This window comes from Balneola sp. EhC07 (genome assembly GCF_001650905.1).
GTDB lineage: Bacteria > Bacteroidota > Rhodothermia > Balneolales > Balneolaceae > Balneola.
Genome location: NZ_LXYG01000019.1, coordinates 282,625 through 305,152 on the forward strand (window position 1 = coordinate 282,625; position 22,528 = coordinate 305,152).

Here is a 22,528-nt window from a genome sequence, read left to right on the forward strand (position 1 = left end):
TTTAAGTTTGTCAATTTTTCCTACTAAAACTAACAAATGCCCTTTAAGCAAAGGCTCCTTACGCTTTTTCTAATACTATTTTTTGTTGTACCTACTTCACTTATTGCACAAATAAATAACTCAACATTAACTGTCTATATTGATTGCAGAGGTTGTGATGATGATTTTGTACGTAGTGAGATCAACTATGTAAATTTTGTCAGAGACCAAAGTGTGGCCGAGGTTCAATTGCTTGTTACTTTGCAGAGAACAGGGGGCGGAGGTTATCAGTTTACTCTTGACTACATTGGCTTAGGAGAGTTTGAAGGTGAAGATAACACCATACTTTTTATTTCGCCTCAATCTGATACTAATGAACTTATGAGAAACAGGTTAGTTAAGTATGTAAAGCTGGGACTTATAAATTACTTATCTGAAAAAGATATCATTACAGATCTGGAAGTAAGCTATGTTGGTGTTGAGGATAACAGAACAACTACACCTGAAGAAATAGACGATCCATGGAATGGGTGGAATTTTGAACTAGGAGCCAGTACTAATTTTAGTGGCGAAGAATCTAAAAAAGACTACCGGATTAATGGAAATTTTGAAGCTCAACGAACTACAGAAAATTGGAAAGTGCGCTTTGAATACTGGCAGAACTACAGGAACAGACAATTTGTAAATGAAGATTCGTTAGGCAACAAAGAAACAGACACGTTTATTACCGAAGACCAGAATGTTTATGGTTTAGTAGCCAAAAGTTTATCCGAGCATTGGACTATTGGAGGGTATGCAAGAGGGAGATCTTCCACTCAAAATAATTTAGATCTAAGAATAGGAGCAACACCATCTATTGAATATAGCTTATTTCCATATTCTGAGTTTGCCAGAAGGGAAGTGACCTTTAGATACGGAATGCTTGCTCAACAAAACTTTTATTCCGATACCACTATTTTCAACAAAACTGAAGAATTCCTACTTAGGCAAGAAATTTCTATTAATACTCAATTCACCCAGGCATGGGGAGGTATTGATGGGCGGATAACTGCCGGGAATTATATGCACGATTTCTCGAAAAACAGGCTCGATTTTAATCTCAGAATAAACATGCGGGTTTCACGTCTGCTAAGCTTTTCAGCTTCTGGAAGATATTCCATAATCAATGATCAGCTTTCAATCCCTGCCGGTGATGCTTCTGATGCCGAAGTTTTATTGAACCTTCGAAACCAGGCAACCTCATATAATTTTGGCGCCTCTTTTGGTTTCGGGATCAATTTTGGATCTGTTTACAATAACGTAGTAAACAGCCGGCTATAAGTTTTAAGATTCAGAAGATAGATCTGATCCGCTTTTAAGCACAGAATTCAGTTTTTCTCCACCTCTTATTCCGAAATCTAATGTTCTGATTGGGAATGGAATCATAATATCGTTTTCGTCATACGCTTTTTTGATCGCCATAATTGCTTCACTTCTTGGTGACCAAAAATCCGGTAGTGTTCTGAAATCCACCCAAAAACGAACTACATAATTGATAGAGCTTCCGCCAAATTCTTCATAGAAAAATTCAACATCTCTGTTCTTATCAATTCCTTCAAGGTTGTTGATTGCTTCCAGCGTGATCTTTCTGGCTTTCTCCAGATCATCTCCATAAGAAACACCGCATTGAAGATCTATTCTTCGTTCTCCATTTTTGGTATAGTTCATAAATGGGTTCTCATACACTTCCTTATTCGGAATGTATACAATTTGACCCTGAGGCGTTTTAATGATGGTGTTTCTCAGATTCAATTTCTGAACAGTTCCCAGATAACCATTACTGTCAATGATATCTCCAATACCAAACGGATGTCGAACAGATAATAAAATACCTGAAATGAAATTTGCCGCTATATCCTGAAATGCGAAACCTAAAGCCAATCCAATGATACCTGCACCTGCAAGCAGACTGGTTACTGTTCCGTCAAGATTCAGAACTCCCAATGCGATAAATACACCTGCGCCAATTACAGCTACTCCTAAAACAGTTTGGGCTAATCCCACAATTGTTTTATTGGTAGTTACTTTATGCAGAAGTTTACCTGCGTATCTCTTGATCAAACTGGCTATAAAGTAGAAAACTATTAATACCAGTATTGCTACCGCCAGATTTGGCAACATCTCGATGGCAGTATTCAACCATTCTTGAAGTTTTTCAGTTATTAGGCTGTACCCTTCTTCCAAATTCATATTTTATATTCTTGTTACAAAGTTAGTCTTTATAATTATTACAATGATTTTCTAACATATAATGTTCCAAACTATCATAAATAATTGACTAACAATGACTTTACGTAAATTCAGCACCTGCTTTTTTCCTGTTTTAGCTCTCGTTTTACTTTTTTCACCTTCATCAATCGCTCAGGATTATGCGATGTCGGCCGAAGAAGTAAATCCGGTACTCATAAGTTCAACCATTCCCGATGTATCTGTTAAAAATACTGACGGTGAAAATCTCAACCTTAGAGATATCGTAAAAGATCAACCTACCATATTTGTTTTTTACAGAGGTGGATGGTGCCCCTATTGTAACAGACACCTTGCTGATCTGAAAAAAATCGAAGATGATCTAGCAAAAGAAGGTTACAAGGTTTATGCAATAAGTGCTGACCGACCCGAGCTATTGAAACAAACAATGGATAAAAACGAGTTGACCTACACACTTTTGTCTGATGCTCCGATGACGGCTGCCAAAGCTTTTGGAATTGCTTTCAAAATGGATGATGAAACAGTGGAGAGATATAAATCTTATGATATCGATATTGAAAAGGATTCCGGATACGATCATCACTTGCTTCCTGCGCCGGCTGTATTTCTTGTTGACCAGAAAGGCATAATCAAGTTTTCCTATGTAAATCCAAATTACAAAGAACGAATTGACGGCGGAATTCTTTTGGCAGCGGCGAAGGCTTTTAGTAAATAAGAGTACATCATCCTTTATTAAATAAAAAAAGACGAGCTTTAATAATCTCGTCTTTTTAGTATCTGATAGTTTCAGTACTAGCTACTTGATCAGTGTAAGCTTTCTGGTTTTTACAAAATCTCCTGCAACTATTCTATAAAAATAGATTCCACTTGCCCATGCACTAGCATTTAAACTTACATTATAAGTACCGGATGTTTGTCTCTTATTTACCAATGTAGATACTAATCTTCCATTCATATCATAAATTTTCAAACTTACATCTGTTGTTTGTGGAATTGAATAACTGATATTGGTTGAGGGATTAAATGGGTTAGGATAATTTTGATTCAAACTGTACGAGCTTATAATATTTACATTATCTTCATTAGAAACAGGTTCTTCATAAAGATTGTATTTTGATATCACATCAGACTTAAAATTTGCGTCATCAGGTTGAGGCAATAAAAGTTCAGTTCTACCATCTGAATCAAAATCTCCAACTGCAGAACTCGCAACTCGATATTTATTATCTGAGTTAATGCTCCCTAATGCAAGGTTATTATTCAAACCATTTATCATGAATATAGTTTCGGATCCAAAGTTTAACGAATCACTCTGTCCAGAAAAAATCACTGCATTTGTAAGAAAATCTTGATTATCCGTTCCAAAAAGTAACTCATCATCCAAATCGTCATCTATATCAGGTATACTAGTTAGTTCACCATTTGATTGGTACACATATTGAGTATTCTCAGAAAACTCTTCTTTTCGTAATTCTTGAATACCTACCTTAAATGCATGATCGAATTGAGTATCAAAATTTGGACCACCATAATATACAAATACAGCATCTCCCCCTTCGTATGTATAATCAAACGGAGGAAATCCAGCTCTTCCTTCTCCATTAGAATGGAACGAGCTAGAAATTACTAAATCGATTATTCCATCGCCGTTAAAATCACCGGAAGCACTGCTATTCCCAAATCCTAAAATTCTACGTGTACCACTAACTGTTTCGGGCTTGGCAAGAGAGTACTCCATTACAACCTCTTCATTCTCAGTATCAAATTCATAAATCTCAACAATTTCACTGTTAAAAATTGGAGAAGCAGCAAGAAACTCTATATTTCCATCAGAGTCTATATCTCCTACAGCTTCAAAATTGGACCGGTGCCCATCAAATATTAGATCGTATGTATTTGTTAAATCGCCCCCACCATAGGCTACGTACCAATTGGAGGAATTGATTTGATCTGCCGCCAAAAACTCCCTCGAAAATCCTAGTTCATCGGAGTTATCTTTATTTAAATCTCCAAGATTTACTACAGTTGAAAGAGCATTGTAGCCACCTATCACTGATAATGAATCAATACTCAGTACTGATAAAAGAGTAATTTCATGATCTGAAATATTATCTGTTGCTGTTCCTCCAAAATATATCCTTATTCCACCAGATTCATTTTCGTAATTAACAGCTAGGTCTTCTATTTGATCACCGTTAAAGTCCCCCACTGCAGGGAAACTAGGTAAGTAACCATTTTCATGCTCTAAAATGAGGTCTGGAGTTTCCCAATCTATTTTGTCAGTTGCTCCAAAATATATTTCTACTCTTGATGATTTATTACTATTTATGTTATTCTTAAATATAGCTCCATAATCTTCAATCCCGTCATTATTAAAATCTCCGGCATTGAAACTAGCTATTGACACTTGATCTTCGGGCCATTTTTGGAAATATGATACGGTATCTTGCAGGTTTCTGGACTCATTACCATTTATTATTATAATCCCTGCTCCTACAACAGAACTAATATCACCCGTACCTTCACTTTCAAGATGATATAGCATCAAATCATCAATTCCATCATCATTAATATCCCCAAGCGTATTTTCTGGTGTACGTATATCTGACCTTAGATACTCAACAGATTGGTCTAATTCTTCCGTTAAATTTATTGATGTATAATTTCCGGTTTCATTCTCCCCAAAGTATAAAACTCTTTCATCAAAATTTATTGAAGAAGGGCCAATAAAATCTGTTACTCCATTGTTATCAATATCGCCTACTGCATTAACTTCGGCATATGAAAATTTACTGGACACATCTAATTCTTGGTTTATTGTAATAGAAGTTGAGCTCTTTAAGAGTTCAACTATTTTCTTTTCACCTCTGTTATTTTGTATAAAAAAAGAAGCTGATGAATCTGGAGTTTTAATTAAAAAAGCTTTTAGCCTATTATTCTGGATAATGTTTTCCAAGTTCAAAACACTCTCAATTTCAATACCTAAATTGGAATCTAAAGCTAATGTTAATACATCAATCTCGTCTTCGTTCTGTACTTGTAGTGCTTCATGATATCCAAAAACAACTATCTCATACTTGCCATCTGCATCAAGGTCGGCCGGTAAAATATATGCGTGATTATAAAGATCTACTTCTTCATTGTCATTACTTGTGATAGTATAGCTTTGAAATTTTGTAGAATCAGGATCATCGGCCCCAAAAATGATTTTAACCTCTAAATATTGAGCATTATTTCTGTAATCTTTCTGAATTATTACATCCTGAAATCCATCACCATTTAAATCGAATTCACTTAAATAGTCACCGTTTGATATTGATTCTGCAAATTCTGAAGAAAGAGGTATACTTTGTATATTATTTCTCAGCCCATTGCTGAGGTCGAAGTTTATTATATAATCTGAGCTAAGATTCGATCTGCTAACAAAGTCTGATATCCCATCACCATTAAGATCACCAACTGGATAATAACTCGAATTGGCTTCTGAAGATAATGTCTCTACTATCTCAGCTTCTAAATCAAAATCTATTCCTCCGTTGAAATAAAGAGCTTTATTCGAGAAATCACCCAAATCTTCTGTTGAAAGGTCTCGAATATTTCTCGCAAAATAGAAGTCTCTATCACCGTCTCCGTTAATATCTCCTATATATTTGAAACCATTATAATACAGTAGCTCTAGTTCACTCTCGTATTCTTCCAAAAATAGATTATCTACAGGATTTTTAGAAACAGATTGAGCGATGGTATAGTTACTGATACACAAACTAATAAGTAAAGCTAATAAAAATATATTTCTCATTTTTTAAATCATTTTAAACATGTACAAGTTATTTATTATCAATAATAAAGTATTTTTTCTATAAAACTATTTTGATTAACAATATTTACAAATGATTTCGGAGTTTATCGTTTCAGAATAACCTTTTTCCTCCTAGTCCTTGGCACGCTTTCTGCTTATCTTTAGTGTACTATGACATCAGTAGATACTTCTCAAAAAACCGACCTTAAATCACTCACTAAAACAGAACTGTCAGACTTTTGTTCTGAATTGGGTTTGCCCCGCTTCAGAACCGATCAGATCTTTCAGTGGCTGTACCAGAAAGGCGCTTCTTCTTTCGAAGAAATGACCAACTTGTCAAAAGACCTCAGGACAAAACTGAATGAAGTTGCTTACATAAATCGCATTCAACTTTCTGATCAGCAAAAATCTAAAGACGGTACTATAAAATTTCTTTTCAAACTGGCTGATGAAGATAAGGACTACAAAGTTGAAGCTGTTTTGATTCCGGATTTTTATGACGACGGCGTTGCCAATAGATTAACGGTTTGCGTGTCTTCTCAGGTTGGATGTGTATTTGGATGTGCTTTCTGTGCAACCGGAAAAATGGGATTCTTCCGAAACCTTAGTCATGGCGAAGTTGTGGATCAGGTCCAATATATCAATGAAATTTCTTTGAAGGAATACGACAAAAAGATCACAAACATTGTTTATATGGGAATGGGAGAACCCTTGCATAACTATAAAACAGTGGTAAATTCTGCTTCTATTATTGCCGACCCTCTGGGAACTGAGCTTTCTCCCAAAAGAATTACCGTTTCTACTGTTGGATTGACTAAGCAGATCAAAAAACTAGCGGATGATGAAGAGCCGTTTAATCTGGCTATTTCCCTTCACGCTCCCAGCGATGAGAAACGTGACAAGATCATGCCAATCAACAGCTCCATGAATCTGGAAAGTCTGGAAGAAGCCGTTCGTCATTATTACAGAAAAACAGAGCGCCCGATCACTTACGAATATTTATTATTTGATGAATTCAACGATTCCAAAGAAGATGCCCGAAATCTTGCCAGAATCGTGAAGTGGGCACCAAGTAAGGTAAATATCATCATGTACAATAATGTTGCCGGAGTAGCCTTACATCGTGCTCGGGAAGAGCGGTTAAACAAATTCATGAAGGAACTCTCCAGAAATGAAGTACGAGCCACAGTTAGGAGAAGTCGTGGTGATGATATTGACGCAGGATGTGGACAGCTTGCGATTCGTGAAGGTACTCCGCGCGGTAAGACAATTGCTAAATAACCTCTTTAGATAGTATTTCTTTTACTTTTTTTGCCCAGTTTTTCCAGTTCATTTGTGCTGAATACCTTTTTCGGGATTGTGCACACATTTCTTTGTACATGGATTTGTTATTCCATAGTTCAGCTATTTCATCAGCAATCTTGGACGGGCTTTCCTCCGGATCAATAACCAATCCTGTTTCTTTATGGATCACTGCCTCGGGAACTCCTCCTACATTTGAACCAATAGCCGGCAAACCATAAGAAGCCGCTTCAATAAACGACATTCCTACACACTCCGCTTTTGTTGGCAGAATGAAAAAAGTCGACTTTTGATAAAGCTCTATTAATTTTAATAATTGATCCGTGTCTTGCTTATCCAGAAACCCAATTACTTCCACATAATCTTCATCAATTTTCGGAGTGGAGCCAACAACAATCAATTTGGCTTTTATGCCTTTGCTATTTAGTTCTTTTATAATCCCAACTGCTTCCGGACCGCCTTTTTCCTCCCATCTTACTCCAACAAAAAGAAACGTCAATTCTTCTGATCTTACTCTTTCCTTAATGAGATTCTGAACCTCATTTTCAATTGGTGAGACCAGATTAGAACCGTATGGTATTACTCCAATTTTTGATTCAGGAATTCGGTAATTATTCTGTGCGGATTTTGAAATCCATTTCAATGGCACCAACAGCTTTCGTGCTTTCTCAAATGCCATTCGCTCAAGAATGAGGGCATTTTTTATTGATAAGGAATGAAGATTAGAATGGCTTTGATAAAGATCCTGCAACAGCGGGAAGGTTGCATCAGTAGTTAAATAAAGCGGAACGTCTGTTTTAAGAAAAGCAACTTCAGGACTTACCAGCGAACCCAACAATACATCCGGTTTTAGTTGCTCGATCTTTTCATCCAGTTGCTTTGCATGTATTTGAGCAAGCTCTATATCATATTGAAATTTGAACAGCTTTTCGTTGCCAAACGTAAGGAATTTCCCTTTCAGCTTGGCGACATTTTTATACCAGTGATCGATCGGACCCAACGGGATTACCTCTTCAAACTCTCCTTTAAGCGCCTGATACATCGCAAAATGTGTTCCGGAATAAGCCCGAACATTCTTGGGATCTTCTTTTGTTATATATCCGATTCTCATCAGTTTGAATTATGTAATGCTATAGATCAATCTTCCCGCCATAATTACAGCTAAAACAGCAAATCCCCATTGCAAATATTTCCTTGGGATTTTCTGATTAAGCAGAGCTCCTCCAAAGCCTCCGATCAAACCCCCTATCGATAATGGCAAAGATGCTCCGAAATCTACAAAACCCATCGTGCTTTCTGTGATACCAATTCCTTCAGGAGTGAGTAAAGCCAGTTGAAACCACCCGGAGAAAACCATGATCACCATCCCAAGCTGAGACACACTCACTGTTTTTTTAAAAGGCTGTTTGAACACGAGATTCATTATCGGAACCATAATTCCTCCCCCACCAACTCCGGCCAATGCAGCTACAAAACCCCCTGCACCTCCGGTAGTTAAAGCTGCTTTAAATCCTATCTTAGAATATTCTCTTTTAAATTCATCTCCTTTATCAGAACCTCTTTTGAAGAGCATATACGCCGCATAAAGTAACATCAAGCTAAAAAATATGGCGAATTGTTCTCTGTTGTAATAAGATGAAGTTATAACAAGCTTCCCTAAATAAACGCCTGTCATACCAAGAACTCCTAAGAGAATTCCCTCCTTGAGAAAAAAGTTTTTCTGAATGTATTGCCTGACTGTTCCTCCCAGTGCAGCTATAAAAGTGCAAAAAAGTCCTGACCCAATCGTCCATAAAACCGGTTGTTCAACTCCGGCTTCTTCAAACAGAAAATAAAGAACCGGGGTAAAAATAATACCTCCCCCAACTCCCATTAATCCGGCAACCAGTCCTGCAACCAATCCGATAAAAATCAGCAGCTCGAATCCCATCAGATATTTATTTCTCCGATCATATATGTTACTGCACTACCTAATATTTCAGTTCTTTCACCTTTATTTCTGCAGGATAATTCTCCGACTCTTTTTGAGATCTGTCGGGCCTCCAAAATATCTTTACCTAATTTTCTTGACCAATAAGGAGTTAGTTTTGTATGTGCAGAACCGGTAACGGGATCTTCATCAATTCCTGCTCCGGGAGCAAAAAACCTGGAGACAAAATCTACTTCTTTCCCCGGTGCAGTTACTATAACCCCACGCGCATTAACTTCTGACAAAAGTCTGAAATCCGGTTCAAGATTTTGAACTTCTTCTTCAGAATCTAAAACGACCATATAGTCATCAGTAAAGAAAACATGATCAGACCTAATACCAAGTGCTTGAAATAAAACCGCCGGTGGATCTACTTGGGGCATATCATCAGTAGGAAAATCCATCATCAAGCGATCTCCCTCTCTTTTAACTATTAATAATCCGCTTTTGGTTTGGAAACGAATTTCATCTTCTGCATAATCAAGATGCTCAAATAAAACGTGTGCGGTTGCGAGCGTGGCATGGCCACAGAGATCAACTTCAACTTCCGGTGTAAACCACCTTAGGTCATACTCATCTCCATTTTTAACAAAGAAAGCAGTTTCCGAAAGGTTGTTCTCCTGAGCGAGACGTTGCATCGTTTTTTCATCAAGCCATTCTTTAAGTGGACAAACAGCTGCAGGGTTTCCACCAAAAATACGATCAGTAAATGCATCAACCTGAAAAATTGGGACTTTCATACCGGACTTATTTAGAGTTATCTTTGGTTACCAGAACCTAAGGTTAATTTCTCAAAAATTCCGATGAAGCTTTACCCTTCTTCATTATTAGAAAAGCTCGGTTACGAACAACTTCGTGCTGCAGCCATAGATGTCGCACAGTCCAACCAGAGTGTTGAACTGCTGGAAAAGCTCCATCCATCAAATCATGAGCAAACGGTAAAAGATCTCCTTGCACAGACAAATGAAATGATGACGATCCTGCTCGATGCCGACCCATTTCCTTTAGGTGAGGTCCCGGAAATCAGAGATCATCTCTCTCAATCCAGAGCACAAGGAAGTATTATTCCTTTAACTGCTTTTGTAGATATTCTAAAACTCTGTCAGACAACCAGACTTGTTAAGAAATTTGTCAATCATAGAAAAGAAGAGAAACCAACCTTAGCTTTAATTTGTGATCATTTGATTCCGATGAAGGAGTTGGAAGATTCTATTAAAGGAAAGGTAACTGAAACTGGTGAACTCAGAGATGACGCCAGTCCGCAGTTAAAGAGCATTCGGAAAAAGCTGAACTCGAAGAAAAATGACCTTCGCTCTACCATCAATCGATTGATGCGTCAGGCTAACAAAGACGGAATGGCTTCTGATGAAGGGGCGACCATCAGAAACGGCAGGATGGTTATTCCGATCCAGGCAGAATTCAAAAGAAAGATCCAGGGATTTATTCATGATGTTTCTGCTACCGGTCAAACCGTCTATCTGGAACCGGTAGAAGCTCTTCATCTGAATAATGAAATTCGTCAGTTTGAAGTTGAAGAACAGCAGGAAATCGAGCGGATACTTAAAGAGCTGACTAATCATGTACGTTCTAATTCAAACTACATCAAACAAAATGCCAGAACTTTGGCTCAAATTGATGTAATTGCAGCTAAGGCCAAGATCTCAATTAAACTGGAAGCTGAAGTCCCGATCATTTCGCCGCATTTTAACATTAAGCTTAAGCAGGCGTTCAACACAAATTTGTTGCTTAAAAATCTGGGGCTCAAAAAAGAAGACAGAGAAAATATCGTCCCGCTTCATCTTGATCTTAATTCTGATGAGTTATGTCTGATGATCACAGGACCAAATGCCGGTGGAAAATCTGTAGCTATGAAGACGCTCGGTATTTCAGCACTGATGGTTCAGTCCGGTTTTGCCATTCCCGCTGATCCGACTTCCGAGCTACCCATTTTTAACGGCTTTTTTGTGGATCTGGGTGATGATCAATCCATAGAAAACGACTTGAGTACGTTTTCATCCCGATTAAAATGGATGCAGGAAACTTTGGATAATTTCTCTCCAAAAAGCCTGGTAATGATCGACGAAGCTGCAGCGGGAACTGATCCTGAGGAGGGCGGAGCTTTGTTCCAATCCTTTATTGAACATTTGCTCAGAAATCAATGCAAAGTGATCGTAACTACTCATCACGGCTCCCTGAAAGTGTTTGCTCATGAGCATGAAAAAGCGGTGAACGGTTCTATGGAATTCGATCAGGCTTCACTATCTCCTACTTACAAGTTTAAAAAAGGAATTCCGGGCAGCAGCTATGCTTTTGAGATCGCCCAACGCATGAAAATAAAGCCTGAAGTTTTGCAACGATCCAGAACGTTATTGGGTGAGGCCAAAGATAAGATGGAATCTTTGATTACAGAACTGGAAACCAAAACTCAGCAAGCTGAAGAACTCAAAGCCAAGTTTCAGAACTTAAAATCAAAAGCGGAATCAGATCGGAATCGATACCTGAATAAACTTGATGGTGTAAATAAAGAAAAAGAGAAGATTCGTCAAAAAGCACTTACGGAAGCTAAGTCCATCATGGATCAGGCAAACCGTAAAGTGGAGCAAGCGGTAGAAAGGATCGTTGAAGAAAAGAAGACAGGAAAAAGAGATCTAAAGAATATTCGTTCAGGTATTGATCAGGAAAAAGCGGACATAGAACAATCTTTAAATGAGATCAAAGAGAAAAGAGAAGCCCGATTCAGAAAATCAGAGAAACCGCCATCCGTAGGAGATCATGTTCGTTTTCTGGATGGAAATACAACAGGAGAATTGGTAGAGATAAAGGGAAATCAGGCTGTGGTACAAGCGGATGGTTTACGACTCAAAACCAAGTACAAAAACCTGATCAAGGTTGAAGTTCAAAAGAAAAAGAATAAACAAAAAGCCAGAAGCTCGGGAATTATTCAGGGCGACTCGAAACTCAAAGAAGCTGTAAAGCCTTCCATTGATCTTCGAGGTTTCCGCACTGACAAAGCCATTGATGAAGTGATGCATTATATAGACAGAGCTGTATTCAGAGGCTTGAATCAGGTTGAGATCGTTCACGGAAAAGGTGATGGCATTCTGAAAGATCAGATTCATTCCTACTTAAATGAGCGTAATGATATCAAGAGCTTTAAACTTGCCGGCGAGGATTTTGGTGGTGCGGGATGTACGGTGGTGAAATTGCAATGAGCTATATCCAATTTTCAATATTCTTACAATTTTGTCACTTCAAGTAAATCGAGAATTCTAATATCGGTGTTCAAGCTGTTGGATGGATCCCTTGTTGTTTAACCGGATTCAAATTGCATATATCATTCAATTAAAAAGTTTTTTAATTATTAATAATAACCAAGTTTTCTTATTCAAGGTTTTATGAATGCTATCCAAAGTAAACTCTATCCAATATTACAATAATTAGATATAATGAGGTCGAGTAAAGAACAATCTTTATGTCTAGATCGGAATTTTTAATCAGTGCGAATGGTGAGATATCAAAATCTAACTCAATTTTATTCTCAGCTAGTACTTTGCTATAATATTTATATTCAAAAAAAATGATACTCAAAACAAAAATTCCGCATATAAGACTAAATACAAAAAAGTAAACTACTGCTACTGAAAGGTACATGTAGAAATAAACTCGGTTTTCAATACTTTGATTTATAATTAAAAAATACGGAATTGAATAAAAAGTTACTCCAGACATTATAATGCTACTAATTAATAATATAGTACTAGGTTGACCGTCCGAAAGCAAAAGTGAAAATATATTCAAAATAAAACCTGTACTTATTACTAAGAAAAAAGCTGAATATTTAAATTCGTTAGAATAATTGTTAGTCATTTTAAAACAGCAACCGCTTCAGAAATTGAATATCTCTTTCTGTTCCCCATTATAAATCTCTTGGCTTATTATACCTATACTAAGAGGAGAGAGATTGCTTCGACTTGTTACAAAATTTATAGAGAAGAGTGCTTTTTATTAGCTTAGATGCCCATAAAAGCTAAATCAGAATTGTAGATGTTAGATAATTCGCTGACAAAAATTGTCTTGTTTATAATCCTGACGATTTTAGAAAAAGCTTCCAACTACATCGAACTTAGAATTATTGGCGAGCCAAGAACGCAATGAAATCGACGGCTCCGAAGGAGCAATCATTACACTCAGGCTCATTTGAGAATATGCATCAAACGCAGGAAGACCTTTTGTAATGATTAGTCGATGTAGTGGAGTTCGCGCCAATAATTCTTGTCGGGAGCTTTTGGTACTTTTGTCGGCACAAAAGTACACAGAGCCAAGGAACTGAATTGTATAAAAGGATTAACTTAGCATAAGGGTATCTACTTTTGTCTTGATACAAAAGTAACAAAAAATCAAGCCGAAGTATTTAAGACGGGTTCACTGATCCTTCGCTGAATAATCCTAAAGGTCTTCGTACATTCTGAGAAAATTACTACACTCTTCACCTGAAAGGATTATTCCTGCTTCGCAGACGCATCCGGATCATCCTCTCTTCTCCGTCTTAAATACTAAGGGCAAATTTTCTTGGAACTATCACTACTTAACTGTCAACTAATTACATGACATCTAGAAGAATGACATGATTTTGTCAATTGAGTTCGATAAACAAATTATACTACTATTCAGCACAAACCATTTTCAATTTTCTCTCTCTTCATCAAAATCGGTTTTGAATATCTTATCCCAGAAAGGCATGCTTACTCCAAAACCGTGGTGTTCATCTTTATAGTGATGAAGAAGGTGATGCTTTTTGATGCTTTGAAAGTACTTATTCTTAAAATTGAAATGATGAAGCGCATAATGTCCTACATCATAAAAAAGATAGCCGAGTACAAATCCCGAAAAGATTGAGAAATGATTTCCATAGCCAAAGATGGCTTCGAAAAGAAGATACATTACTGCATAAAGAGGAATACTTACAACGGGAGGCATTACCAAGCGAAATGAATCATTAGGGTAATCATGATGAACACCGTGAAAGGTGAATAACACCTTTTCTCCAAACTCTGTTTTCGGTTTATAATGAAAAACAAAACGATGTATCAGATATTCAAATATTGACCAGAGTACAAACCCGGCTGCAAATAAACCTAAGAAATACCAAACTGTACCATGTTCATCTCTAAAAAACAGAAAGGACAAGTAAAAAATTGCCGGGATATAGAGAATCAGAGGAAACGAAAAGTGGGCTTTGGTCAAAGCGTTAAGAAAACGATTCTCAAACATTTTCTCTGACTTATCTTTATTTGAAACGAACTTTTGAGACATCAACTAATTAATCGCTGTTTACTATTACGGATAATATACTAATAACAATAACTAGTTTTGGTTAAGTTCCTTCGGTTTCTAAAGTTCTTACACCAATGCCCTCAATTTCAGGAAGTATGACTTTGGCTTTTGTATTCAACTTTAACCCTGAATAGGGATCATTGGATATCAAGAGGTTGCCATCAAGATCTGCATACTCACTAAATAAAGAAAGAATTCCACCGGCTGTTATCGCTACAGAACTTTCGATCATACAACCGATCATTACTTTCATTCCAAGTTTGTGTGCCTCTTCTATCGTTCTTTTTGCTTTAACAAGACTGCCAATTTTCATCAGTTTAATGTTAATGATATCAAACGTTTCAGCTATTTCATTCAAGTTCTCTGATCCTGTAAAACTTTCGTCCGCACAAAGAGGAAGATTTGAAAGTCTTTTCAATTCCTTTAGCTCTGATTTCATCGATGCATGCATAGGTTGTTCTACAAGTTCGACGTTTTGAGATCTTAAAAACTCAATTTCTTTCAGCGCCTGACCCACCGTTTCCCACCCTTCATTGGCATCAACTCTGAGAGGTTTATCGGTAACCTGCCTGATCCCTTCGATGATCTCTCTATCCTTTTCCGTGCCCAATTTAATTTTATACAGCGGATATTGATCTGCTGCTTTTATTTTTTTCTGGATGACGGGAATCTCATCCAGCCCGATTGTATAGGAAGAAACCGGACCAATATTTGACTTCGCTCCCCATAAATTCCACAGTGGTTGGTTTTGAGATTTTGCCCACCAGTCGAGCCACGCCATTTCTATGGCTGCTTTTGCCGACTGTGGAATCTTGATAGAATGGAGTGATTTGAGCTTCTTGGAAGCCTTGTCTATAAATACTTCCAGCTCATCAGGAGAGCTTACCTGATGTAGTTCCTCAAAAGGAAATTTTTCAAAAAACCGGATAACAGTCTCCGAAGTTTCATCATAACGAGTATTGGGTCCCGCTTCTCCAACTCCTTTTATACCATCTCTTTCTAACGTCAAAAAAACATTTTGCACAGAGACTTTAGATCCACGTGCTATAGTAAAGACATCTTTAAGTTTTAATTCTTTAGTTTCCCACAGTGCACTAAAGTGTGACATATCCGAATTCCTGCATAAAAATTAAATAAATATACATTGCACAAGACGCCGGAATCAAAGCATCAAAACGATCAAAAAAGCCACCGTGTCCGGGTAGCAAATTTGAAGAATCTTTAACCTCAGCTTTCCGTTTTATCTTACTTTCAATCAAGTCACCAATAGGTCCAAAAATTCCTATCAGAAAAATAAGCGGAAGTCCGTTCAACATGGTTATCGGAGACACAAAAGGAAGTGCATAAATCGAAACAGCTAGTCCAACAGTACATCCAACAAAACCGAACAGAAATCCTTCCACTGTTTTCTTTGGGCTGATTTCGGGAGCTAATGGTCTTTTTCCAAAATTCTTTCCTCCAAAATATGCGAACACATCTCCACCCCATATCATAAGAACCAAGGTAAGAGCTAGCGCAAAACCTTGTTCGTTTGTACCGAAACCGCGAATCAGCATCAAACATAAAAAACCTAAGGGCGCATAAATTCCTGCAAAAAAACCTGATGTTAAATTATTGAATGCACCCGGTTTTGTATTAAAGGTTTGAACCGCAACAAAGATCAAAAAGAGTACTAGTCCTGTTTCGAAAGCAAACGGCAAATAAGGGAACAGCAGTATGTATAAACCAATCACTAATGAGAACATCAGATCTGTAGGAGTTCCGGCTTTCTTCAGGAGCTTTACCATTTCAAACTGAGTAAACAGACCGATAGCTATGATTATCAGATCAAAAGTCCAGCTTTCGTACCACATAACAGACAGGAACAAAATACCTGCGGGCACTGCAAACAATACTCTTTTCAGAAGTTCATTCAAGAATCTTCTCCTTCTTCCTCATTAGCTTTATCAAGTTCTTCTAAAGCTTTTCTGGCTTCTTTTTCAAACTCAATGGGTACGTAGAGATAGGCGAAAGACATATCTCCCACGCTTAAACTATATGAGGAATCTTGTTTGGATAATATATTGGATGGAATTTTTAAACTGGACAAATAACTTTTTGCCAGCTCAACTTCGAGCTTTGTACTCTTCTCCAATACACATACCCAATTTTCAATTTCATTTGGTTTTGGATCACTAAACATCTTCAGCCTTTGGATTGGTTTCTGATCTATATTTCTTCAACAAATATAAAACAGCGGGAGTAACTATAAAACTTAATCCTATTAATAACCATGGCATTTCAGAATCGGGTGAAGGAGTGCTTTCTAATATTTCGGGATTTAAACCGGCGGCAAGTACAATTCCACCGTTATTAATTAAATGTCCGAGCATAGCAGGGTATAAACTATCTGATGTCCACGTCACGTAAGCCAACAACCCTCCTAAGAACATTCTGGGAAGCAAGCCTGTTATATCCAGATGGAACATCGAAAAGACTAAACTGGTAACTAAAATAGTAGTGATCAATTTTGTGGATTTTTCGAAAGCTCTAAACATGTATCCACGAAACAATAATTCTTCGCAAATTGCAGGGGTGATACCTATAAATAAAAACCCTAAAATAATTCCATTTTCAGATCTTAATAAATTACCGATAACTTCTGCTGATTGATCGGCTATTTGCTTCATAAAATCACTAACGGGAACGAAGGAGTTTATCCAACCTAAAAACAGCACAATTGGAAAGGCTACAATAAACAGCACTGCAGTTAACCCCATTTGTTGTATGAAATTTTCTCCCGTTTGAAGTCTTAAAAAACTCTTATTGGCTTTTACTTTTCTATGAAGTTTAAGTCCGATTAATGAACCGCCTGCTATCATAGTAAACTGAGCCACGGTATTAGCAAGCATCAACAGGTCTGGTCTTTTCGTAAGAGAATCCATGATTGCGGTAGGGTCTGTTAGATTTTCCGCAGTACTAAAGATTAAAATAAGTTGAAGTATACCTCCGAAAACCTGAAAAGTAACTGCTGCTACAAAAACCCATATAAGTGCCATTGCCCAATGAGCAAAACCATTACGTTCTACCCAGGGTTCGATGTTTTGCTCGTAAAATGAATAATTGTCTGAAGTTGAACTATTGTCGTTGATCATTTATTAAGGTCAGTTTAAAATGATAACTCTGTCAGGATCTCAATCCCAACAGAGTTATATACATGTACTAATAAGATTGGATTTATTCTTCTTCAGAAGCAAATATTTTTGCTCCGACCATACCGGAAAGTAAATTAACGAAACCAAGAACACCTGCATTGATTGCAATGCCTTTTAGAATTCCGCCCATACTGGACTGATCTTCAAAACCTTCTTCCATGCTGGTTATGATCTCATCTTTTTGCGCATCAGGAATCTGATCGTTCATTTCAAAAGCTCCTATCATGGTGTCGGCAAACCTTTCCATTAGTGATGGATCAACCAAGCCCCAAATCTGACCAATAATACCGCCAACCACTGCAGCAATGATTCCCGTAAAAAGACCAATTAACGCACCTGTTCCAATTGGGAAAGTAATGTCAAAAGCCTTCGCGTAGCTTCTTGTTGCCAAAATACCACCAATAAGCCCGATAAGACAGGTTATTGGAATACTAAGTCCTGATATCATCATAACTCCCATTGATGGTTCAGAACCGGCTACATAATAGACCAGACCTAACCCAACTACGGATGTTACTACTGCTACAATAATTGCAGCTTGAATAACCGATGGCCAATAACTTGGCTTCATTTCTTCATTTTCCATATTAATCCTCTGTATTTAGTTTTTTAAAAAATTCGTTAGAAAGTAAAATTGCCGAGCTTAGCCCAAATAAAGATCCGAGCAGGAATCTCGACTCGTTTGTATTCGTCCAGAATTCAAATTGGTTTCCCAAAACATCAATAAAATTTAAAATAATAGTACCAATCAAGAATCTGAAATAATATCTGAACTTTACTCTTTTAATTAGTACCAAAAAAGGCATTAAAATTACACCTGTAAGGAACGCACCATAAATTCCTATACATCTTGCGCAGACCGCCATCTGGCTATTATTCAAAGTAAATGAGCGTAGTGGGTCCTGATGGCATAAAAAATGAAATGCTTCAAATTGAAAACTTATATATGGTATTGAAGGATTCCCGAACAATCCCGGACCGAGCGCTATAATTACAAGAAAAAAGCTTCCAACAAAAACTATTGTATACAGTGCTCGATTTTGGAATTCGAGTCCTAAATTCATTTCAGATATGCTTGGTGACCTTTTTCAGAAATTCATCTGGAGCTCTGCACGGTCTGCGAGATTCGGAGTCCATAAAACACAATGAAACTTCACCTATTACATGTGGTGTTTTCTGATCTTGAGTAAGTACTTCATAAAATGTTTGTAGCCGGACTTGCGGAACATCAAAAACCATCACCTTGATCTCCATTTCTACATCATAGTGGATAGGAATTTTGTATTCCAGTTCAGAGTGTATGACCGGGAGCATGACTCCATTTTCTTCGAGTTCACGGTACGAAAGTCCGAAACTACGAATCATTTCTGTACGTGCTACTTCAAAATATTCCAGATATCGTCCGTAGTAAACATAACCCATCTTATCTGTTTCACCATAACGGCTTCTCAGTTTGTGAGTGTATTCAATGAGAGGCTCTCTATCGGGGAAAGAAATAGCCACTATTTTGCAATCTCAAAAGCACCAATTGAAGAATATTTCTCTATTCTCTGCTCTATTAATTTATTTGAGCTAAGCTTCTTCAATTTTTTCAAGCTTTTAACTATTTGAGACTTTACCAGTGCAGCTGCTTCATCATGATTGCGATGAGCACCGCCTAATGGTTCAGGAATTACGCCATCAATAACCTCAAGTTCCTCCAGATCCTTCGCAGTAAGTTTCAGATTTGCGGCAGCTTGCTCTTTATAATCCCACGTTTTCCATAGAATAGAAGAACAAGATTCAGGAGAAATCACAGAATACCAGGTGTTCTCCATCATGTACACTTCATTACCCATTCCGATTCCGATGGCACCACCACTGGCTCCTTCACCAATTACAATGGTGATCAATGGAACTTTAAGCATAGCCATCATTTTCAGGTTTTTAGCAATGGCTTCTGCTTGTCCTCTTTCCTCAGCTTCCAGACCGGGGAATGCTCCCGGCGTATCCAGAAGTGTGATGATCGGAATTTTAAACTTTTCTGCTAATTTCATCAAACGGTAAGCTTTTCTGTAACCTTCAGGATTTGCCATACCAAAATTTCTGTATGTACGACTAGCTGTATCTCTTCCTTTTTGATGACCAATTATCATCACAGATTCCCCATCGATCTTACCCAAACCCGCAACGATCGCTTTGTCATCTGCGTGATATCTGTCACCATGTAACTCAACAAAATCGTCTACGAAATTATCAATATAATCCGTGGTATATGGTCGGTCAGGGTGGCGTGCTAATTGAACTCTTTGCCATCTTGTAAGATCAGCAAAAATTGATTTCCTGAGTTCTTCAACTTTTTTATTCAGGCTTGCGATCTCTTTTTTAAGAATCCCATCTCCAACAGTGGAAAGATTTTCAAGTTCTTCGATCTTTTTTTCCAGATCAGCTATTGGTTTTTCAAAATCAAGATATTGCATGAGTTCTCTTTTTTAGAATTTGTTCAAATATAAACAATCAAACTAACAAGGTCAGCCTTAATGCGATTTAAAGTGCACCGAAAATACTTCTGAATTTTAAAGCCCAAACACGCCAAATCGCTTCCCTTACTATTGCTTTGGACATTTTAGAAACGCCCTCTTGTCTTTCTTTAAATACAATTGAGACTTCTTTGAGTTTGAACCCGGCTTTCCATGCCCGGAAATGAAGCTCTATTTGAAAAGCATAACCATTGGATTCTATTCTTTTCAATGGAATCGCCTCAATTACACTTCTTCTTAAACATTTAAAACCTGCCGTAGTATCAAAGATCGGAAGTCCAGTAATAGTTCTGGCATAAATATTAGCAGCATAAGACAAAATTAATCTGCTTAAAGGCCAGTTTATAATGCTGATCCCTTTACAATAACGAGACCCAACTGCTACATCACACTCTCCTTTATCAACAGCTCGTATTAGTTTAAGAGCGTCTTCTGGACGGTGTGAAAAATCTGCATCCATCTCAAGGATATATTCATAATCATGCTGAAGTGCGAACTCGAATCCCCTGACATAAGCAGTACCGAGTCCTTGTTTTGATTCTCGCTCAATTAAATGCACTCTTTCAGGATATTCCTTTTGTTTAACCGCCACATTTTGAGCTGTTCCGTCAGGTGAGCCATCATCTACTACAAGTACATCGATAGGAAAATCCAAGGCCATTAACCTATCTATCATCCTAACAATGTTAGTTGCTTCATTATATGTTGGAATTATTATCAGAGCTTTCTTTTCCATCATTGCCCTTTCCCTTTTATGATGGTGAGTACAGTATTAATAAGAATTTTAGCGTCCATTTTAAGCGAGATATTTTCAATATAGAAAAGGTCGTACTTAGTTTTTTCACGAACGGTGTCCAAGGATCCTCCGTATTTCCACTTTACCTGAGCCCAACCTGTTATTCCTGGTCTTACTCTTAGTCTGCGTGTGTAAAGAGGTATTTGCTGAGAGAATTGTTTTACGAAATGAGGTCGTTCAGGACGTGGCCCAACTAAACTCATATCACCTTTTAGTACATTTAAAAATTGTGGTATTTCATCCAGTCTCAACTTTCTTAACCAGTATCCTACTTTTGTGACTCTTGGGTCATTTTCTTTAGCCCAGGTTGGTCCGGTTTCGTCTTCAGCGTTCATAAACATTGTTCTGAATTTCAAAATAGTAAAAGTTCTGCCATTCATTCCAACTCTGGTTTGTCTGAAAATTGCAGGTCCCTCGGAGTTCATTCTCACTAGAATTGAGATAATAATTACAAACGGGATAGATATTAACAAAGCAACTATTGATACAACGATATCAAGTAAGCGTTTTGCTGTTTTTTCCCATAAAGGCATGGGCTCAGGAGATACTTCTACTAGTGGCATCCCAAAAATTTGATTGGTCTTATTTAATCCGCTCACTAACTGATAAAAATCAGGTAGTAGTTTTAAAGTAACATCAGGGAAATCAACTTTAGAAATTACACTTACTAAATCCTGTCTTCTTTCCGGTTCTAAAGCCACTAACACATCTTGGATCTGATTACGATCTATAATTGATCGTATTTCATCCAAATGCCCGATTACTTCTTCAGGCGAAATCCCTGTGCTTGCTTCAGGTATTTTTCCATTCACTTGGATAAACCCAAGTACCTGCATTCCTAAAGTCTTGTTTCTTATCAGGTCGTCGTAAGCGGTTTTAGCTGCATTACCTGTTCCAATTATTACCGTTTTATGAAGCCCCTTTCCTCTACGAGCATAATATCTCTGTATGGTCCTTACCAGGAAACGGTTAAATGCTACCAATAATAAGGTAGTACCCCAATAAAATATAGTTAGGGATTTTTGCTCATCAACAGAAACCGTATCTCCGATTGATCCAATGAAAAATAAAAATAACACCCCAATAGACGTTGCCTTTAAAACGGTGATGAATTCATCTAATCTGGAAATCAAGTAGAGCTTTTTATAAAGACCCGTCAATACAAAAACAAACATCCAATATATACTTACCAGTACACCTGTGTTCACAAAATTCAATCCAACTTCCTTTAATATCAAATTCAGACCTTCAGTATGATACCAATGGAATACAAACCAACTTGCCAGAAGGATTAAAAAATCCAGCAAACTTGTGAAAATAACTTCGTTATATCTTTTTAAATTACCCAATAGAAAATTAAGCCTTGCTTAGTTTTTGAATCGCTTAAAA

General features: G+C 37.4%; 20 protein-coding genes. 4 read left to right on the plus strand and 16 right to left on the minus strand.

Going from position 1 to position 22,528, the window contains the following annotated elements:
* Nucleotides 1–36 precede the first annotated feature (36 nt).
* Nucleotides 37–1,299, plus strand: coding sequence for a hypothetical protein (locus A8B79_RS14455; protein WP_066224028.1), 1,263 nt, complete (start codon nt 37–39; stop codon nt 1,297–1,299).
* Nucleotides 1,300–1,302: 3 nt separating this feature from the next.
* On the opposite strand, the gene A8B79_RS14460 is transcribed toward A8B79_RS14455, so the two are convergent.
* Nucleotides 1,303–2,208 (minus strand): mechanosensitive ion channel family protein, encoded by a 906-nt coding sequence (locus A8B79_RS14460; protein WP_066224032.1) that lies wholly within the window; start codon nt 2,206–2,208, stop codon nt 1,303–1,305.
* 94 nt (nt 2,209–2,302) lie between these two features.
* On the opposite strand from A8B79_RS14460, the gene A8B79_RS14465 reads away from it, so the two are divergent.
* Nucleotides 2,303–2,941 (plus strand): peroxiredoxin-like family protein, encoded by a 639-nt coding sequence (locus A8B79_RS14465; protein ID WP_066224033.1) that lies wholly within the window; start codon nt 2,303–2,305, stop codon nt 2,939–2,941.
* A gap of 81 nt (nt 2,942–3,022) precedes the next feature.
* Here A8B79_RS14465 and A8B79_RS14470 read toward each other — a convergent pair whose 3' ends face one another.
* Nucleotides 3,023–6,025 (minus strand): T9SS type A sorting domain-containing protein, encoded by a 3,003-nt coding sequence (locus tag A8B79_RS14470; RefSeq protein ID WP_066224035.1) that lies wholly within the window; start codon nt 6,023–6,025, stop codon nt 3,023–3,025.
* Nucleotides 6,026–6,196: 171 nt separating this feature from the next.
* On the opposite strand from A8B79_RS14470, the gene rlmN reads away from it, so the two are divergent.
* The gene (rlmN, locus tag A8B79_RS14475; RefSeq protein WP_066224037.1) at nt 6,197–7,306 is read left to right on the plus strand and encodes a 23S rRNA (adenine(2503)-C(2))-methyltransferase RlmN; all 1,110 of its coding nucleotides are present in this window, start codon (nt 6,197–6,199) and stop codon (nt 7,304–7,306) included.
* On the opposite strand, the gene A8B79_RS14480 is transcribed toward rlmN, so the two are convergent.
* From A8B79_RS14480 to A8B79_RS14490, 3 genes are read right to left on the minus strand one after another with little or no spacing between them, the layout of a single operon-like run.
* Nucleotides 7,299–8,438, minus strand: a complete 1,140-nt coding sequence (locus tag A8B79_RS14480; RefSeq protein WP_066224039.1) for a glycosyltransferase family 4 protein — start codon at nt 8,436–8,438, stop codon at nt 7,299–7,301. The genes rlmN and A8B79_RS14480 overlap by 8 nt on opposite strands.
* Before the next feature lie 9 nt (nt 8,439–8,447).
* On the minus strand, nt 8,448–9,257 hold the full coding sequence (locus A8B79_RS14485; protein WP_066224040.1) for a sulfite exporter TauE/SafE family protein: 810 nt from the start codon (nt 9,255–9,257) through the stop codon (nt 8,448–8,450).
* Nucleotides 9,257–10,036 (minus strand): PhzF family phenazine biosynthesis protein, encoded by a 780-nt coding sequence (locus A8B79_RS14490; RefSeq protein WP_066224043.1) that lies wholly within the window; start codon nt 10,034–10,036, stop codon nt 9,257–9,259. Before A8B79_RS14490 ends, A8B79_RS14485 begins: the two co-directional genes overlap by 1 nt.
* A gap of 63 nt (nt 10,037–10,099) precedes the next feature.
* On the opposite strand from A8B79_RS14490, the gene A8B79_RS14495 reads away from it, so the two are divergent.
* A complete protein-coding gene (locus A8B79_RS14495) occupies nt 10,100–12,508 on the plus strand; it encodes an endonuclease MutS2 (RefSeq protein ID WP_066224045.1) in 2,409 nt (802 codons plus the stop codon).
* 1,471 nt (nt 12,509–13,979) lie between these two features.
* On the opposite strand, the gene A8B79_RS14505 is transcribed toward A8B79_RS14495, so the two are convergent.
* From A8B79_RS14505 to A8B79_RS14555, 11 genes are all read right to left on the minus strand, one after another.
* Nucleotides 13,980–14,609, minus strand: a complete 630-nt coding sequence (locus tag A8B79_RS14505) for a sterol desaturase family protein (RefSeq protein WP_066224049.1) — start codon at nt 14,607–14,609, stop codon at nt 13,980–13,982.
* Nucleotides 14,610–14,670: 61 nt separating this feature from the next.
* Nucleotides 14,671–15,738 carry a dipeptide epimerase gene (locus A8B79_RS14510; RefSeq protein WP_066224050.1) on the minus strand — a complete coding sequence of 356 codons (1,068 nt, stop codon included), beginning with the start codon at nt 15,736–15,738 and terminating at the stop codon, nt 14,671–14,673.
* On the minus strand, nt 15,725–16,546 hold the full coding sequence (locus A8B79_RS14515; protein WP_066224051.1) for a phosphatidate cytidylyltransferase: 822 nt from the start codon (nt 16,544–16,546) through the stop codon (nt 15,725–15,727). The genes A8B79_RS14510 and A8B79_RS14515 overlap by 14 nt, the downstream gene beginning before the upstream one ends.
* Nucleotides 16,543–16,812, minus strand: a complete 270-nt coding sequence (locus A8B79_RS14520; RefSeq protein ID WP_066224053.1) for a hypothetical protein — start codon at nt 16,810–16,812, stop codon at nt 16,543–16,545. The genes A8B79_RS14515 and A8B79_RS14520 overlap by 4 nt, the downstream gene beginning before the upstream one ends.
* Nucleotides 16,805–17,764 carry a type II CAAX endopeptidase family protein gene (locus A8B79_RS14525; RefSeq protein WP_066224054.1) on the minus strand — a complete coding sequence of 320 codons (960 nt, stop codon included), beginning with the start codon at nt 17,762–17,764 and terminating at the stop codon, nt 16,805–16,807. The genes A8B79_RS14520 and A8B79_RS14525 overlap by 8 nt, the downstream gene beginning before the upstream one ends.
* Before the next feature lie 82 nt (nt 17,765–17,846).
* The gene (locus A8B79_RS14530; RefSeq protein WP_066224056.1) at nt 17,847–18,410 is read right to left on the minus strand and encodes a DUF4199 family protein; all 564 of its coding nucleotides are present in this window, start codon (nt 18,408–18,410) and stop codon (nt 17,847–17,849) included.
* A gap of 1 nt (nt 18,411) precedes the next feature.
* Nucleotides 18,412–18,888, minus strand: a complete 477-nt coding sequence (locus A8B79_RS14535; RefSeq protein ID WP_066224058.1) for a DUF2085 domain-containing protein — start codon at nt 18,886–18,888, stop codon at nt 18,412–18,414.
* A 1-nt stretch (nt 18,889) separates the two neighbouring features.
* Nucleotides 18,890–19,327, minus strand: coding sequence for an acyl-CoA thioesterase (locus tag A8B79_RS14540; RefSeq protein ID WP_235603750.1), 438 nt, complete (start codon nt 19,325–19,327; stop codon nt 18,890–18,892).
* A complete protein-coding gene (locus tag A8B79_RS14545; RefSeq protein WP_066224060.1) occupies nt 19,327–20,283 on the minus strand; it encodes an acetyl-CoA carboxylase carboxyltransferase subunit alpha in 957 nt (318 codons plus the stop codon). Before A8B79_RS14545 ends, A8B79_RS14540 begins: the two co-directional genes overlap by 1 nt.
* A 67-nt stretch (nt 20,284–20,350) precedes the next feature.
* Nucleotides 20,351–21,079: a polyprenol monophosphomannose synthase gene (locus tag A8B79_RS14550; protein ID WP_066224117.1), complete on the minus strand. Its 729-nt coding sequence runs from the start codon at nt 21,077–21,079 to the stop codon at nt 20,351–20,353.
* A complete protein-coding gene (locus A8B79_RS14555) occupies nt 21,079–22,488 on the minus strand; it encodes a sugar transferase (RefSeq protein ID WP_066224062.1) in 1,410 nt (469 codons plus the stop codon). The genes A8B79_RS14550 and A8B79_RS14555 overlap by 1 nt, the downstream gene beginning before the upstream one ends.
* Nucleotides 22,489–22,528 lie beyond the last annotated feature (40 nt).